The following is a 16,305-nucleotide window of genomic DNA, read 5'->3' as shown; positions in this document are numbered from 1 at the left end:
AACTATTCGCTTCTATTTTGAAAGAACCTTTTTGAATAGGAAAAATCCTTCTTTTCTCATGTTATGGATCATGTAAACAGACTTCTCCTTCCTTTCTTCCACTGAAATCCCCCCGTCCTTTCTTAAACCAATTCCTCAAAATCCCCTTCACATAAGCAAACGTTCGCTTATTCTGTTCAAACGCAATTTTAAGTGCCTCTAGTACTGTCTCTCCTGAAAATTTTTGTATCCACTCTTTCAATTCCTTCACGATATATGGGGATAGACTACTCATATGTTGTTCGTAAAACTTATACACTTCACTATGCGAAGTATCCTCTTCTATCTCTTCTTCCTTCTCCTCAGCAACTACTTCTAAACTACTATTATCCTCTTCTGCCGGCATACCAAAGTGCTGCAATAACAATGGAATCTTCCACTCTTCTTCAAGACATTTACGTAAAAACATATGTATGAATTCTTTATTTTTTACAGTCTTTAATTCACGTAACACACACTTTTCTACATTCGTATTTAAAATAGGGTTATAGTGTAGCCAATTTAATATGTATAACTCTTTCGTTTCCGTATTGTATAAAATCTTTCCGTATGCAACAAACCTATTTAACAGCTTCTCAACAGTTTCCATACTGTAGCCTGTTTCCAGTTCTGCCACACGCTTCGGTAATACGTAAATTCCACATTGCTTCGTTTTTGTACCAGTTAACAAATATATGTAAAAATAACGCTCCTCTGGCGTTAAATCTAATATGAATTCATCTTGCCAAAAGTTCACCTGCACATTACGGTATACCGCCATCTATTTCCCTCCTCCTTTTATTCATAAAAAGGCAAATTTCAATCCTTCAATATACATATAGGAATGAGGGCTTTGTTTTTGCATTAGAATTCCAATTTTTTTAACTACTACAACGCCGGTTTTATTTTTTCGCGCTTTTTTGTTCTTGTAGTTGTTTTTGTTTTGTATTGTTTTTTCTTAGTGATTTATTACTTGGTAGGTGCTTATAAGGGGCTTGGAAGGGGCTTGGAAGGGGCTAAAATAAAAAAGAGCTATTCCAAATTTTCATTTTGGATAGCTCCTTTACCATTCTTTCTATTTTTGACTTGCATCTAACATCTTCACTATAAAGACAGCTGCCTCACCACGAGTTGTTGTACCTTTAGGATTAAACTCATTATTCCCAACACCAGTAACTACCTGTAAGCTGTATAATCGTTGAACAGGCTTTTTGTATGTGATCAAATGTTTATCCATAAATGGTAATGCGACTAATTCACCTGTAACACCTTTATACTGTAATGCGTTGTCAATCATAATAGATGCTTCTTCACGAGTGATTGGCGCATTCGGGTCAAAAACCCCTCCGCCACGACCGCTAATAATTCCTGCACTTGCACTACGTTTAATACCGTCATGAAGTGATGGGTGCGCTTTGTTAATATCTACAAATGACTTATTTCCTTCTGGTAGTTTAAGAGCATTTGAGATTAATGTCGCAAACTCAGCTCTCGTTACATTACGATAAGGCGCAAATACACCATTTCCTTCTCCGTGCATAATACCTAGACTGTGTAGTTTACGAATATGTCCCTCAAACCATCCACCTGTAATATCATCTTTTGGCTTTTGTACTTCTTCTTTTGGTACATTGTAGTTAATCTTAATCCAACTCGGATTGTAGAAAATCCATTCTCCATTTCCTACTTTGTACCAACCGTTTTTAACTGCTAGCACTTTATAACGGTCTCCGTTTGAAGCTTTACGAACGGTAGGATGTTCAATTCCTGCGCCGCTACGTATGTTTATACCATCACCATTCACGACTAGCTCCATGCTAGGTTCAGCTGGATTAAATTCATTTGAATCAAATAGCTCGTTTCTTTCTTGTAAAGGCGAGTCAATTTGTGCGTTCACATTTGCATACCATTGAATACCTTGTACGAAGCCAGTCCAATTCCCACGAGAAATTAAAATATCAGGACAGTTTTTTCCGCTCCATTGTTGATGCCTGTAAATGTGATCCGCGCTAATTCCTTCTTTATTCATTAAGTAACCTGCAAGTCGCTTCGCATTCTCTAACGCTTTATTGTAATCTCCATCTTGGTTAACAGAAATTTCAATCCCAATAGATTCTCTGTTTCCTGAGCCATCACCATCTCCTGCATGCCAACCGTTTTCATTTGTTGGTAAGTGCTGATAAATTTGTTTATCGTCTACAGTAAAATGCCATGAAGCAGTTCGGAACGTACCTTCCGTTGCTTGTTTATACAAGTATTTCGCATGATTTTCAGCATTCGCACCACGAGCTGTGTTTGCAGTCTCGTGAATTGTAATGTAACGTGCTTTCATCGGATTGGCAGGGCGAATATCAGGGTTTCCTGCTGGAACAATCCACTCTACAAATGGAGTGCCTGCAAGTGTCCCATATTTCTTTGTAGTCGTCGATGCACTATACTGAATAGCTCTTGGCTTTTCAACTGGCTTCATTTCGCGAGTAGAACCATCATTTCGACCGTCTACATGTTCAAAAGCCTTTTCAATATTTGAAATCGCCTCATCTTCCGCTACTTGACCTCTTTTAGCTTCTTTCATTTTATGTAACTCTTCTGTTTCATCATGTTTATGTTTATATTCTTCTAGAAGAATTTCCTCATTCTCTGATACTTCCGCTTCATTAATTTGCATGTAATCTGGAGTTTCTAGATTAAAATCAGAATAACTTAATCCGCTCGTCCCACTCTCCCCTTGCGCGATACGAAGTTGATCAGTTTGAAGGTTTTTACTCTCTTCTGCTGATATTGCTATAGGTGCACTCCCTAACATTACTAAACTTGTTGATAGTGTGATTACTCGTTTTTTAATATTCATTGCTGTATGAAATACCTACACAGTTCGTGTAAGCATCTTAACCTCCCTTTATTTTCCAATTAGTGAAAGACTATAAATCTACTATGTTTATTTCACCCTTTTATAAATACTTTCCCCAGCAGGTGAATGATAGTTTCTATAAAATTCCTTAACAGACATTATTTTAAAACCAATTGCAATTGCCGTCAAAAGCACTTATCCACCTTACACTCCACTACTTCTCAAAAAATAGATTAGGATACCTTTTACTGATTTTCTTCAACAAGAAGGATCTTTATGATTTTTCCTAACTATTATGTATCTATTAATCAATCCTATTGCTGTATACTTTCCCCATTTTTAAATATCAATATTTTCACATTGAAAGGAGTTATTATATGGAAAAGATTACTCTTATTTTACTCACTAACATTGAAATACATTTCTACAAAAGTCATTTTAGTAAAGATACTATTATAGATACCGAATTATCTATAACGGAACGTTCTGGGCGTGATTTCATTAACACCGTTAATCCAATTAAGGACGTGACTAATGTTTGCGCTAATGCTTTAGCGTTCAAATCATTTTGTAGTTCTCCTGATTGAATTCCTTTCGTAATTAATTCTTGAAAAATAACTGTAAGATACATTTGATGTTCTCTAGTCAGTACTTCAAATTTTTCATTATGAGGAGCAAGTTCAACCATTGTGTTAATGCAAAAACAGCCTTTACTGAAATCTTTTTTATATTCCTCTTCCACCATATCTTCAAAAAACGCCCGAATAGCTTCTTTTACAGATTGTTCGTTTTGAAGTTTTATTCGTATATTAGCCGCATGTAAATTTGTGTATCGCCTTAATGCCGCTTCAAATAATCCCTCTTTATCACCAAAGGCTGAATATAAACTCGGCTTTTGTATTTCCATTTTTGCAGTTAATTCACTTAATGAAGTAGCTGCGTATCCCTTCTCCCAAAAAAGTTGCATAGCAGCATCTAAAGCCTTTTCTTCATCAAATTCACGTAGTCGCGCCATTTAAAACCATCTCCTTTCTACATCTAGTTATTAAGACTATACATCATCATTTATGTACCAATCGGTATATTATATATCGTATTAGATTATAAACGACATGTCAAAAAAATCATAATTAACTCAAAACAAACTTGACATATATATTTCTTCGAGATTATATTTTACTTATAAATAACATACCGTTCGGTACGTTATTTTCAATAATACAAAAAGGAGCTGATTTTATGAATAGTAAAGAAAAAATGATGACCATTCGAAAACATACTCAGATACATTCACCTGTTCATGCAGCAATGTCTCGTTATATGACTCTATTATTCGCAATAGCTTGTGGGATGGCTGTAGCAAATATATACTTCGCCCATCCACTACTTGATTCTTTATCAAATGAATTTAAGATTAGTCATTCAACTATCGGTATTGTGATTACTATTACTCAAATTTGTTATGCAATCGGATTACTTTTATTAGTTCCACTCGGTGACTTATTAAACCAAAAGAAACTTATTATTGCTCAAATGCTTTTATCCGTTATTGCTTTAATTATAATTGGAGTCGCTCCCTCAACCATCGTACTTTTTATAGGTATGGCCTTAGTAGGAATTCTTGCAACTGTTACGCAAACACTCGTCGCATATGCATCAATTTTAGCTAAACCATCAGAACGTGGACGCATAGTAGGTTTCGTTACAAGTGGCGTTGTGATAGGCATTCTCCTTGCTCGTACATTTGCAGGCACATTAACAGATTTAGCTGGATGGCGATCTGTTTATCTCACCTCTGCTATTCTTTTACTCTTCGTAACTGTTTTGTTGCACCGAAATTTACCTACTCTTGAACATAAAAAAGTGACAACTATGCCTTACCGAAAATTAATATACTCTGTTCTCTTATTATTTGTGGAAGAACGACTCTTACGCATTCGCGGAATATTAGCATTGCTTATTTTCACTTCATTCAGTATTTTATGGACTTCTTTAGTATTGCCTCTAAGTGCTACACCACATAACCTTTCGCATACAGCTATTGGTGCGTTCGGTCTTGCTGGAGTGGCGGGTGCATTAGCTGCTACTAAAGCTGGACAATTAGCTGATAAAGGATTAGGACAAAGAACAACTGGCATAGCCTTATCATTATTAATACTCTCATGGCTCCTAATTAAATCTATTAACCACTCTCTATTATTACTAGTTTTCGGCATTATCCTTCTAGATTTAGCCGTGCAAGCTGTACATGTCACCAATCAAAGTATGCTGTTCACAGTGCGTCCCGAAGCAAGAAGTCGACTCACTGCCAGTTACATGATTTTTTATTCTATCGGTAGTGCAATAGGTGCAATTCTTTCAACAAATACGTATGCAAAATATGGTTGGGATGGAGTATGTATATTAGGTGTATCTGTTAGTGCTTGTGCTCTTATATTTTGGATAATAACTTCACGGCGATCATCACAGCTGAAAGAGGAATAATTTATTTATATTTAATACGTGTTTTTCTACAAGACTATAAAATCGCATTTACTTTTCAACACAAATCAACGGCATTTTCATATGAAAAATGCCGTTGATTCCAAACTATTATGTATACGATTCGCTATTTCATGATAATAGATTCTATACTAGCGAAATACATCTATTACAAACTCCCTTTAACATTTTCGACGATCTCATTTATCGTATTTCGATCAAACTTATCACTAATTTCGTATGACTCACGATCTCCTACTAGTTGTACACCTACGATATCGTTGCGGTTCTTACCAAATTGCACTTCAATAATAGCTCCCCGCTCTACTTGTTTCCAAATGTAACCTACTTCATCTTTATTATCTAAAATAATACAGTCCTCAATATTTTCATCAATCCCTATTAACTTGTTGTCATCTATAAATCCAACCTCGTATTGTTGACGTTCTTTCGCTTTGCCACTTACTAATATACCTTTGCTACCATATGAATAATCCATATAGTCCTTTTTCTCAGATTGTACCACTTTCGGCTCTTGTGCTTTAGTTTTTTCATCGTTTCCACAGCCCATAATTAAACTGATTGGCATCACCGTAGTTAGTACCACTCTAGTAAATTTCTTTATCATTTAGAATCTACCTCACATATTCAATGTAAAACTCCATTTATTACTTTATTAAAGGATAACATGATACTACAGCAAAAACGCCAAAGAGAAAGCATTATTTACATCCCCTCACTATGCGGAGAGCCATACATCCATATTATTTCTCCCCCTTTTTATCTTCATGTTGTATATTCACAATAATAAATAACTAACTGAATTATTGATAAATGACACAAAGTAGACATCCTACCCACATAAGACTTAAAATTGAGAAGTATGGAAGACATGCTAAAAAATATAGGCTAGATGCTCACAATTAAAATGGTCTTTACATTAAGAAAGGAAGTGCACAGCTTTGGATTTTAAAACAGTTATGCAAGAGCTTGAGGTCCTTGGTAAAGAAAGAACGAAAAAAATATACATATCTAACGGTGCGCACGAGCCAGTTTTCGGCGTAGCTACAGGTGCTATGAAACCAATCGCGAAAAAAATAAAAATAAATCAAGAATTAGCTGAAGAACTTTATGCCACAGGCAACTACGATGCTATGTACTTTGCAGGCATTATTGCCGATCCAAAAGCTATGAATGAGTCTGATTTTGATCGCTGGATAGACGGAGCGTATTTTTATATGTTGTCCGATTATGTAGTAGCAGTAACTTTATCCGAATCAAATATTGCACAAGATGTTGCTGATACATGGATTGCAAGTGGGGACGAGCTTAGAATGTCTGCAGGCTGGAGTTGCTACTGTTGGCTTTTAGGAAATCGCAAAGACAACGAATTTGCCGAAAGCAAAATTGCCGCTATGCTTGAAATGGTGAAAAATACAATCCATGATTCGCCAGAACGAACAAAATCCGCTATGAATAATTTCCTAAACACGGTAGCAATTTCATATGTACCACTACATGAAAAGGCAGTCGAAATCGCAAGAGAGGTTGGTATAGTTGAAATAAAACGTGAAAATAAAAAGAACAGTTTGCTAAATGCTACAGAAAGTATTCAGAAAGAACTTGATAGAGGAAGACTTGGTTTCAAACGTAAGTATGTTAGATGTTAAATGATCAAAAAGGTGTCAATCTAAGCAAGATTGACACCTTTTTGACGAGAAAAACGAATGAACTCCCCCTGGAAATTATTCATCCCTTCTTGTACACCTTATGCGTTAAACATTTCTTCATTCAATTTATAAACCCTATCTCTTTTCTCATCACTTTTGACAAAAATAAGCTTTCCTTCTTTAACAAAACCTTCTAATAGTAAGCATACTTCTCCATATGCTTTCGGCTTATTCGTTGTGAATCTTTCATCTGATATTTTTCCAGCTCGTATTAATTGTTCACATAGCTCAAGTGCACTTATTTCTTCAGAATCCATTAATTCCAATATATCTTTTTGCAATGGCGATAAAGGTACTGGTATTTCAGCTACCTCCACTTTTTCTTTTTCGTTTTCTTCTTCAAATAAATCTTCAAATGAAATTTGATTCATTACTCCTTTTCCTTTCTAACGATTAATTTGTATAACATGAACTGAATCCTATAGCATAGTTATTGTTATGTAGTACTTACCTTATTACATAAATATCAAACTCATGTACATCGTTTCATATAGTATGTTTTGATTATACCAAATACATGTTCTATCTTCTATCGTAGATTGAAAAAAGGAGCGTTTTACTGTTCACAAATAGCGAAAAGGAATTTAAATGATTTTGTTGAATGGATTTATAAATACCATTTTTTAAATAGAGATGAATATTTACAGATAGTGAGATTAAGTTGCATGCAGATTAGTAAAATAGTTATTTATTCCATAGAAATTTATGGTAAACAATCATTAATTACATGTTATAATCACGATGTAAACATTAAATTATATTAAATGTTTAGGTTATTCAATTCGTTTCATATAACAAGGGGGTTCACAAATGGGCAGAAAAACAAGTAAAGTTAAAAAGTTTTTAGGCTTCGTACTAACCGCAGCACTAGCAACTACAACGATGGTAGGCACAGTAAATGCAGAAACAACTACGAAAACAAACGTTAATGAAAAAAGCTATACGGTAGTTAGCAATAATGACACTGTATTTACAGATGTACCAAAGGACCACTGGTCAAAAGTTGCTATCGATTACTTAGCATCAGCAGGGATTTATAAGGGATATGGAAATGGAAAATTTGGTTTTGGAGACAATGTTACTAGAGGACAGGTAGCATCTTTAGTCAATCGATATTTAGGGTTAAAAGCAGACGATAAACAAGGGAATATGTTTAGTGATATTACAAATCATATGTTTGAAAAAGATATTAAAGCCATTGCCCAAGCTGGCATTATGAAAGGTGATGGCACAGGTACATTCCGCCCAGATGATGTATTAACTCGGTATGAGATGGCAGTAATATTACAAAAAGCATTTCATTTAGAATCAAAAGAACAAGGAAAATTTAAAGACGTACCAAAAGGTCATTGGGCCTATGAATCTGTAAATGCAGTGCGTAGTAACCGTATAGCACAAGGTGACGAATCAGGTAATTTTAACGGAAACATGATTGTGAAACGTGAGCAGTATGCGCAATTTTTATATAATGCAATAGCAAAAAACAGAGATTATAATTTCAACATTAATACAAAAGAAGAAATGAAACAAATGTTAACAACAGCTTTACAGAATGGGACGTTTGGTCCATTTAAATTAGGTGTATTGGGTAAAGATATATCTGATGTGAAAAATGAATTTGGAGCGCCTGATGTTTTGAAAAAAGCACCATGTACAGAATGTGATGCACCTAATATAGCAGTATACGGCGATTATAATATTGACATGTACCCTTCGGACGCAAGACATATATGGGTAAAAATGGATATAACTATCAATGAATTAAAAGAGTGGTTTGGTGAACCCGATGAAATCGGAGGGGATATGACTAGCGAAGGCTTTATATATAATCGAGGAAGCTATTATCTTTATTTCAGCTTCTCTGATGGTTATATTCAACGCGCTGAAATATCTAATCATGAATATAATTAATAAGTTACAAACAATATAAATATATAAAGCATAAAAAATCCTTCAAGAACATGCCTTTTCTTGAGGGATTTTATTTTGTTCCTATCTATTAAGACTCTCCAATTAAAGTTTAACTTTATTTTCCCTTGTGCTCTGCATCCCATTCACTTAAATACGTTGCATATTCTAATTCATCTGGATCATCATATAACATAGAAATAAACTCTAATTTATTTCCATCACAATCTAGAAAATATACACTTGCAGCTGGCATCCACCTTTGGACAATCGGCTCTTCATTTCCTTTCCCCTGACTTCCTACTACCTCTATTCCACGCTTCTCTAACCATAATTTTGAAGTCTTTAAAAACTCTAAATCTACACGAAAAGCGAAGTGTTTCGTCTCAAACTCTTCATTCGTATGTACTTCCCATAATCCGAGCATTTGTTTTTTATTTTCTCCTATCCAAAAGAACGCAACTCGTCTTTTCGATAGTTTTTTTGCTAATGCTAAACCTAACTTATTTTGATAGAAATCTATCGCCTTTTCTAAATTTCTTACATGTAAATGAGTTTCATATATGCTTTGTATCATATTATATTTTCCCTCCTCTACATTCTGATTTTTAAAATATGTTTTGTTTTTATCATACAAATAATTATATTTTTAAACATCCTACTTTTGTATAATTGTTCTTTCCTACAAAGGTATAGGTATCCTAATGTCCCAACACCGGAATTCAATACAATGAAACTAGTGAGGTTTTATTCCCACACACTGATCATGCTTTTATGGAAAATTGGCTCTCACCTACTTTCCTCTCATTAGAAGCTTTGCTGTCCACAAATAGTAGGATAAAAATTCTATTTACATTTATAAATTTTTATAATGTAATAAAATTAACATCTTATTAATAGAGGAGGAACCATTCTGGATAAAACCAAAGTTATGGCTTATTTTAGTGCAACGGGTGATATATTCCCTCTTGAAGCAATTACTGAGGCCCTAAGTATCGAGCCTACAAGAAATTATAAAAAAGGAGATGTTGTTGCAAGACATGATAATCCGAATCTTGTATTCACCAAAACCCTATATAGAAAAGAGACGGATTGGACTTTAAGCACTGGATACCAAGAGTCCTACGATATAAATAATCAGTTGCATGTTATTCTAAAATCCATTGAAGGAAAAACAGAACAATTAAAACATCTCAAGAAGAAGTATGATTTACAGTTTCTTTTTATGGTAGTGATTCAAGTGGAGAATAACGAATCACCCACAATGTATTTACAAAAAGAGATTATTAATTTTGCTAGTTCCATTCAAGCAGAAATTCATTTTGATCTATATATTTGTTAAAAACAAAAACGCTATTGATATTGAAATCAACAGCGTTTTTTATGTGACTCTATGTTTTATCTCGCTTGTACACAAAAGCAAATTCTTTTTATATAACTGCTTACTTCAATTTCCCCTCAAAAACAATCTTTCTACCACACGGTTCAACTTCTGTTTTGCCGTTTTTCTTCACTTCATGAAAGATTGGCTCTTCCATGCGACGTGATGGTGCATAGCCTTCTTGTTCCATACGTGCTAAGCAGTCTGTAATTGTTTCATTTTCGAGTACTTCAAATTTCTTTTTATTAGGTTGTTTTGTCATGCCCTAACCTACTTTCTATTTTTCTTGATGCGAATTGATTCTTCATGTAGACGATATATACCATTGCGAGAATTCCCATTATAATCATAACCGCAATAAAAAAGCTTGTATACTGTATTTTTTCTATAAATACGCCTCCTAATACAGGTCCCATAATACTTCCTAAACTAAAGGCGATTCCAGATAATATATTACCCGCTGGTAATAAGTGTCTCGGTAATAAATCTGTCATAAATCCAAGACCTAATGAGAAGCACGATCCAATGACCATACCAGCTAACAGCATACAGGCAAAGACGATCCAGTAATATTGATCAAATACTGCTGCAAGTAAGAAAATACCCGTACTTATGCTGAACGTCCACGTTAAAATACGATCTCTTCCGTATTTATCACTTAATATACCGAGTGGGATTTGTGTAATAATGCCCCCAACTGCAAACGCTGGTAATAAGAAGGAAACATCTGAAACAGACCATCCTTTACGAAGCGCGTATACTGGTAAGTTACTATTTAACATAGCTTCCAGTACGCCGTATGCAAGTGGTCCCAGCAGTGCAATCCATCCTAATCCAACAACTTGTTTATAACGAGAAAATGATGATTCACTCTTCACTTCTCTTTCATCTTGCGCTGGGAATGCATTTTTCGTTGGCAGTAGTAAAAGCCAACCTATTAAGCAAAGTATAGTAGATATAATAAATGGTGTTGCAAGACCGTACTGAACAGTGCTTGCTAAATACGGACCAACGGCAAAACCAATTCCGAAGAATACACCGTATATCGATACTTGTCTCCCTATTTTACTTGGGTCTGATGTTGTCGTAATCCATGTTTGTGTTCCGACATGAAGCATATGATCTCCGACTCCAACTAAAAATCTAAGAACGAACCATACCCAAAATGAAAAAGTTTGTGTAAAAAAGAATAATGAAATAATAACGAGAAACCCACCAATAACGATAATTGGCTTCATTCCAAACTTTTGCATCGGTTTTTCAAGAAACGGTGAGATCACTAATATCCCAATGTATAGCGCCGTCGCATGAATACCGTTAATACTTGAACTTACCCCTTCTTGTTCAAAAATCATTGCAATGGCCGGTAAGAGCATCCCTTGTGACAAACCTGAGATTGCTACAATTCCAACCATAATCCAAAACGTAAAACGCATTGACATCTCTTTCCCTCTCCTTCTCACGCTGTCCACCTTTCATTATAAACTGTTTCTTCAAATGCGTGTACGAATATTCGTAATAAAAAAGAAGCTAAAAGAATGATTCTTTTAGCTTCTTATCCTTCCCATACTTGCGCTTTCACATTGTTATGGAATTGCTTGAAATACGGATGTTTATAAAAAGCAGTTTCATACACGTATTGCTGTGCATGAGCAATTGGTGGCTGCGGGTACTGCATTTGTAAAGGAACTACAGCTGGTGAAACTTGCATATACAGCGGATTGATCATTATTTTTGTATATAAATGATGATTATATGGCGAATGGGCAATTAAGAACGGATGATGCATGGATAATCTCCCCTTTTACCTACAATGTTATAGTATATGCAATACTTTTACTTTCGGGGATTATTTCTCTTCTAACCAATCCTCTACATGCTTAATAAATACATCTAAGCAGTCTATAAACGGCGAGTGCCCACAATCTTCTAATATCTTCAACTCTGCATTCGGCAAATGTTTTGCTAATTCTTCACCGACTACTTGCGGTACGACATAATCTCTGTCACCTTGTATGACGAGTGTTGGAGCTTTAATATGATGAATTTTCTTATTTCCCTCTACAACCCCGTTATGTTCATCCGAAATATTAAATGTAATGAGCGCATAATTCACATCTACGAAATTACGCTGTGTTAACATATCGTCTAAATACTTTTCATAACGATCCGGTTCAGGTTGATTATGTGTATATATTAATAGATTCCATACTGTACGGTAATATAATTTATTCATGTTCTTTATCGCATCTAGCACTGGAGCAATTTGTACGGGATCTTGTGCAACCTCTTCTTTCGTCTTTACTAAACTTGATACGATTGGCTGCCCGTTTATATCTTTTTTAAAAATTGGATATCCCTTCATGCCCACTGATTCTACTAAAATTAACTTTTCGACAAACGTTGGATGATTCGCTGTAAATTGCATCGCAACACCACCGCCCATTGACCAGCCCATTAATGAAAATTTCTCTAGTTTTAATTGATCGATGAATAGTTTTACATCTTCTGCAAAGTCTTGTAATGAATCTATCGATTGATTATATGTTGATTGGCCAAATCCTCTTAAATCAAGAGCGTAAATATGGTATTGATCTTGCAACTTTTCAATAACTAAATCCCAGTGTTGTGACGATGTCATGTTCCCGTGAATGAGTACAAGAATTTCTGTATTTTGCCTTCCAACTTCCTGATACGCAATCGTTTCTCCGTTCGATAGTGAAACAAACTCCATTGTTGCAGGCTTAATCATCACAAGTTCCCCCATTCTTTTTAATAGAAAGAAAATTCTTTACTTACTTAAAGAATAACACGCAGAATGTATGTTCTCAACTTAAAACCTATACGAAATTTTTACATAAATCAACATGTCTATTACTAGACAATTATAATAAAAAAGTATATAGTTAGCTAGGTAACTAATTTGAAAGGATCTAACTATATGGACGAAAAACAACATTTTTTTCACATTGTCAGCCAGACTTCTCGAAAATTCACAAAGAAATTTAATGAACGCGTATCTCCAACTGGGCTATTTAGTGCGCAATGGGCTGTTATTTTCCGCATTAATCAAACCGGTTCTTGTACGCAAACAGAATTATGTCAGTATTTAAATCTTGAATCACCAACGATGACTCGTACGTTAACACGTATGGAGACAATGGGTTGGATTATTCGTACTGAAGGAAAAGATCGCCGTGAGAAGCTCATTTCTTTATCAGAAACAGCGATAAAAATGATTCCGAAATGGCAAGAAGAAGTTGATACTTTTGAAGAAAAGACACTTGAAGGTATTAACGAAGATGAGTTACACCAAGCATTTCAAGTGTTACAACAAATTATTAAAAATTTAGATTAAATTGGAGGGATGACGATGCAAAGTGAAAAACTTTGGACGAAGGATTTCCTCGGAACTTGTTTTAGTAGTCTATTTCTCTTCTTAACATTTTATATGCTTATGACTACTTTGCCTGTCTATGTAATAGACGGTCTAAAAGGAAAACCTGAGGAAATTGGTTTAGTTGCAACTGTTTTTCTTATTTCATCTGTTTTATGTAGACCATTTACAGGAAAATGGCTTGATGAATTAGGGAGAAAGAAAATTTTATTTATTTCACTGTCATTATTTTTAGCTGCTACTGTTATGTATTTCGGTGCACAAAGTTTATTCTTATTACTTGCCCTTCGCTTCTTACATGGTATTGGGTTCGGTATGGCAACAACTGCAACTGGTACGATTGTCACAGATGTTGCGCCAGCTCATAGAAGAGGCGAAGCACTGGCCTATTTCGGCGTATTCATGAGTTTGCCGATGGTAATTGGTCCTTTTTTAGGTTTAACAATTATTTCTCATTTTTCATTTACTGTACTATTTATCGTTTGTTCCGTATTTTCATTGCTTGCATTTTTATTAGGACTACTTGTAAATATTCCGCATGAAGTGCCAGTAAGCAAACAAAAACGTGAAAAAATGAAATGGAAGGACTTAATTGAACCATCTTCTATTCCGATCGCTCTGACAGGATTTGTTTTAGCCTTTTCTTATAGTGGTATTTTATCCTTTATTCCTATTTATGCGAAAGAGATCGGTTTAGGAGAAGTTGCTAGTTACTTCTTTATTGTATATGCACTCGTTGTTGTAATTTCTCGTCCATTTACTGGAAAGATTTTTGATCGCTTCGGTGAAAATGTACTTGTTTACCCAGCTATCATTATTTTCACAATTGGGATGTTCATTTTAAGCCAAGCGCAAACTCCGTTTTGGTTCCTTGGCGCAGGTATGTTAATCGGTTTAGGTTACGGAACATTAATTCCAAGTTTCCAAACGATTGCGATCTCTGCCGCCGCAAACCATCGACGTGGTTCTGCGACAGCTACGTACTTCTCATTCTTTGATAGTGGTCTCGGTTTTGGTTCTTTCATTTTAGGTATTGTCGCAGCGAAATCAAGTTATCATAATATGTATTTTATCGCAGCTATTATCGTTGCTTTCACTTTACTTCTCTATTATGGATTACACGGACGAAAACAAAAATTCAAGAAACAACATACAGACGGAAAAGTTTCCGCTTAACATGAATAAGGAAAGTAAACTTCCCCGTTTACTTTCCTTATTTTGTATTTCTTTCACTAGAAGCGTATACTTATAATAGAAATAAAAAGGAGGGACCCCTATGAAACTTAAAAAATCTCCCCTACTCTTACTCATAATCACATTTATATTTGTAATTACAGGGCTCGGTTTTACATACTTCAAACATAATAAAACAATCCCATCGAAAAACAACGTGACGAAGAAAAATTGGTTAGATGACCCGTACTTACGTTGGTCGTATACACATATGAAAGAATTCACTTTAATTAACGAAGTGAAAAATAACCCGGATCACGTTTTCCACTTCCCTACTGCATCGCAAAACTTAGACGATTTTACTGTGGAGCGTAGATTTGGAACGGCTCCTCTAAAAAAACTTTTAGACGATAATAAAACAGATGCTTTTGTCGTTGTACATAATGGGAAACTTGTTTATGAACGATATTTCAACGGGTATAACGAGAGTGAACCTCATGGTATGGCGTCATTAGCGAAGGTTTTTACCGGGGCAATTATACAATCTCTCGCTGAAGAAAACCGTATTGACTTAGAAAAAACAGCTAACACATATATAAAAGAATTAAAAAATACACCGTTCGGTAATGCCACACTTCAGCAATTAATGGACATGCAAGTTTCTGTAGAATATCCTACTCATGGATACGAACATCCAGCGTTAGAAAATCAAGATGCACAACTATATTTAGCGAGCAATATTTTACCTCGGGGCAAAAACTACGAAGGTCCAATGAAGATTTATGATATGTTACGAGAAGCAGAAGAAACTGCACCGCCTGGTTCCGATTTTTCTTACGATAACGGATCAGCCGAAACACTCGCTTGGGTTATTCGGACGATCACGGGTAAATCATTAGCAGAAAATGTTAGCGAACGCATATGGTCTCAAATTGGTATGGAAGAACACGCGTATTACGTTACCGATGAAACAAAAATAGAACAAGCAAGCGCTGGCTTAAATGCAACTGCTAGAGATATGGCTAGATTCGGGCAATTACTATTAAACAACGGGGAATATAACAGAAAACAAATCCTCCCTTCTTCTATTACTGAAGATATAAAAAATGTCCAAGAAGGTGAACTTGCAGTCGGCCCTGGAGCTTCCATTTCTTATCATAATCAATGGTGGATACCGCACAACGAACAAGGTGCTTTTGAAGTGTTAGGTAGTTACGGACAAATACTTTACATCGATCCGAAAGCAAATATGGTCATTGTCCACTTCTCTTCTAACGCTACACCAAGTAATGAAATACATTCTGTTTACTCAAATATGTATATTGATATTGCACATCATTTAGAGAAGCTTCCACAGTAGTGGAAG

17 protein-coding genes are annotated in these 16,305 nt (G+C 35.2%); 7 read left to right on the top strand and 10 right to left on the bottom strand.

Annotation, left to right across the window (positions count from 1 at the left end; genetic code table 11):
- Window positions 1-61: 61 nt before the first annotated feature.
- From K5S59_RS23330 to K5S59_RS23320, 3 genes are all read right to left on the bottom strand, one after another.
- The gene (locus K5S59_RS23330; RefSeq protein WP_120450520.1) at window positions 62-799 is read right to left on the bottom strand and encodes a DnaD domain-containing protein; all 738 of its coding nucleotides are present in this window, start codon (window positions 797-799) and stop codon (window positions 62-64) included.
- A 294-nt stretch (window positions 800-1,093) separates the two neighbouring features.
- The gene (locus K5S59_RS23325) at window positions 1,094-2,869 is read right to left on the bottom strand and encodes an S-layer homology domain-containing protein (protein ID WP_120450522.1); all 1,776 of its coding nucleotides are present in this window, start codon (window positions 2,867-2,869) and stop codon (window positions 1,094-1,096) included.
- 433 nt (window positions 2,870-3,302) lie between these two features.
- Entirely contained in the window at window positions 3,303-3,884 is a 582-nt protein-coding gene (locus K5S59_RS23320) for a TetR/AcrR family transcriptional regulator (protein ID WP_000113333.1), read from the bottom strand.
- Window positions 3,885-4,108: 224 nt separating this feature from the next.
- Between K5S59_RS23320 and K5S59_RS23315 the strand changes: the two genes are divergently transcribed.
- The gene (locus K5S59_RS23315; protein ID WP_120450523.1) at window positions 4,109-5,353 is read left to right on the top strand and encodes an MFS transporter; all 1,245 of its coding nucleotides are present in this window, start codon (window positions 4,109-4,111) and stop codon (window positions 5,351-5,353) included.
- Window positions 5,354-5,519: 166 nt separating this feature from the next.
- On the opposite strand, the gene K5S59_RS23310 is transcribed toward K5S59_RS23315, so the two are convergent.
- The gene (locus K5S59_RS23310) at window positions 5,520-5,978 is read right to left on the bottom strand and encodes a hypothetical protein (RefSeq protein ID WP_120450525.1); all 459 of its coding nucleotides are present in this window, start codon (window positions 5,976-5,978) and stop codon (window positions 5,520-5,522) included.
- Between the two features lie 334 nt (window positions 5,979-6,312).
- Between K5S59_RS23310 and K5S59_RS23305 the strand changes: the two genes are divergently transcribed.
- Complete coding sequence (locus K5S59_RS23305; protein ID WP_120450527.1) at window positions 6,313-7,020, top strand: DNA alkylation repair protein; 708 nt, start codon at window positions 6,313-6,315, stop codon at window positions 7,018-7,020.
- Window positions 7,021-7,118: 98 nt separating this feature from the next.
- On the opposite strand, the gene K5S59_RS23300 is transcribed toward K5S59_RS23305, so the two are convergent.
- Window positions 7,119-7,451 (bottom strand): DUF3895 domain-containing protein, encoded by a 333-nt coding sequence (locus tag K5S59_RS23300; protein ID WP_073515641.1) that lies wholly within the window; start codon window positions 7,449-7,451, stop codon window positions 7,119-7,121.
- Between the two features lie 439 nt (window positions 7,452-7,890).
- Here K5S59_RS23300 and K5S59_RS23295 point away from each other — a divergent pair, with 439 nt between their 5' ends.
- Window positions 7,891-8,991, top strand: coding sequence for an S-layer homology domain-containing protein (locus tag K5S59_RS23295; protein ID WP_098258508.1), 1,101 nt, complete (start codon window positions 7,891-7,893; stop codon window positions 8,989-8,991).
- 115 nt (window positions 8,992-9,106) lie between these two features.
- On the opposite strand, the gene K5S59_RS23290 is transcribed toward K5S59_RS23295, so the two are convergent.
- Entirely contained in the window at window positions 9,107-9,565 is a 459-nt protein-coding gene (locus tag K5S59_RS23290; RefSeq protein ID WP_000616177.1) for a VOC family protein, read from the bottom strand.
- 354 nt (window positions 9,566-9,919) lie between these two features.
- On the opposite strand from K5S59_RS23290, the gene K5S59_RS23285 reads away from it, so the two are divergent.
- Entirely contained in the window at window positions 9,920-10,330 is a 411-nt protein-coding gene (locus tag K5S59_RS23285; protein ID WP_000323205.1) for a DUF4279 domain-containing protein, read from the top strand.
- A 100-nt stretch (window positions 10,331-10,430) separates the two neighbouring features.
- Here the strand turns inward: K5S59_RS23285 and K5S59_RS23280 are convergent, their stop codons facing one another.
- The 4 genes from K5S59_RS23280 to phaZ all read right to left on the bottom strand — a co-directional run bounded on the left by K5S59_RS23280 (window position 10,431) and on the right by phaZ (window position 13,136).
- Complete coding sequence (locus tag K5S59_RS23280) at window positions 10,431-10,631, bottom strand: NETI motif-containing protein (RefSeq protein WP_000166305.1); 201 nt, start codon at window positions 10,629-10,631, stop codon at window positions 10,431-10,433.
- Complete coding sequence (locus tag K5S59_RS23275) at window positions 10,615-11,811, bottom strand: MFS transporter (protein WP_000062790.1); 1,197 nt, start codon at window positions 11,809-11,811, stop codon at window positions 10,615-10,617. The genes K5S59_RS23280 and K5S59_RS23275 overlap by 17 nt, the downstream gene beginning before the upstream one ends.
- 113 nt (window positions 11,812-11,924) lie before the next feature.
- Window positions 11,925-12,158, bottom strand: coding sequence for a hypothetical protein (locus tag K5S59_RS23270; RefSeq protein ID WP_000546485.1), 234 nt, complete (start codon window positions 12,156-12,158; stop codon window positions 11,925-11,927).
- Window positions 12,159-12,218: 60 nt separating this feature from the next.
- Window positions 12,219-13,136 carry an intracellular short-chain-length polyhydroxyalkanoate depolymerase gene (gene phaZ, locus K5S59_RS23265; protein WP_073515647.1) on the bottom strand — a complete coding sequence of 306 codons (918 nt, stop codon included), beginning with the start codon at window positions 13,134-13,136 and terminating at the stop codon, window positions 12,219-12,221.
- 174 nt (window positions 13,137-13,310) lie between these two features.
- Between phaZ and K5S59_RS23260 the strand changes: the two genes are divergently transcribed.
- The 3 genes from K5S59_RS23260 to K5S59_RS23250 all read left to right on the top strand — a co-directional run bounded on the left by K5S59_RS23260 (window position 13,311) and on the right by K5S59_RS23250 (window position 16,299).
- Window positions 13,311-13,727: a MarR family winged helix-turn-helix transcriptional regulator gene (locus K5S59_RS23260; protein WP_000343670.1), complete on the top strand. Its 417-nt coding sequence runs from the start codon at window positions 13,311-13,313 to the stop codon at window positions 13,725-13,727.
- 15 nt (window positions 13,728-13,742) lie between these two features.
- Window positions 13,743-14,942, top strand: coding sequence for an MFS transporter (locus tag K5S59_RS23255; RefSeq protein ID WP_001190340.1), 1,200 nt, complete (start codon window positions 13,743-13,745; stop codon window positions 14,940-14,942).
- 100 nt (window positions 14,943-15,042) lie between these two features.
- Window positions 15,043-16,299, top strand: a complete 1,257-nt coding sequence (locus K5S59_RS23250; protein WP_120450528.1) for a serine hydrolase domain-containing protein — start codon at window positions 15,043-15,045, stop codon at window positions 16,297-16,299.
- The last annotated feature ends 6 nt before the right edge of the window (window positions 16,300-16,305 follow it).

The sequence above is a fragment of the Bacillus sp. BML-BC051 genome (genome assembly GCF_019656175.1).
GTDB classification, from domain to species: domain Bacteria; phylum Bacillota; class Bacilli; order Bacillales; family Bacillaceae_G; genus Bacillus_A; species Bacillus_A mobilis.
Note: the sequence above shows the minus strand (reverse complement) of the source record. Positions and strands in the feature narration are given on the sequence as shown.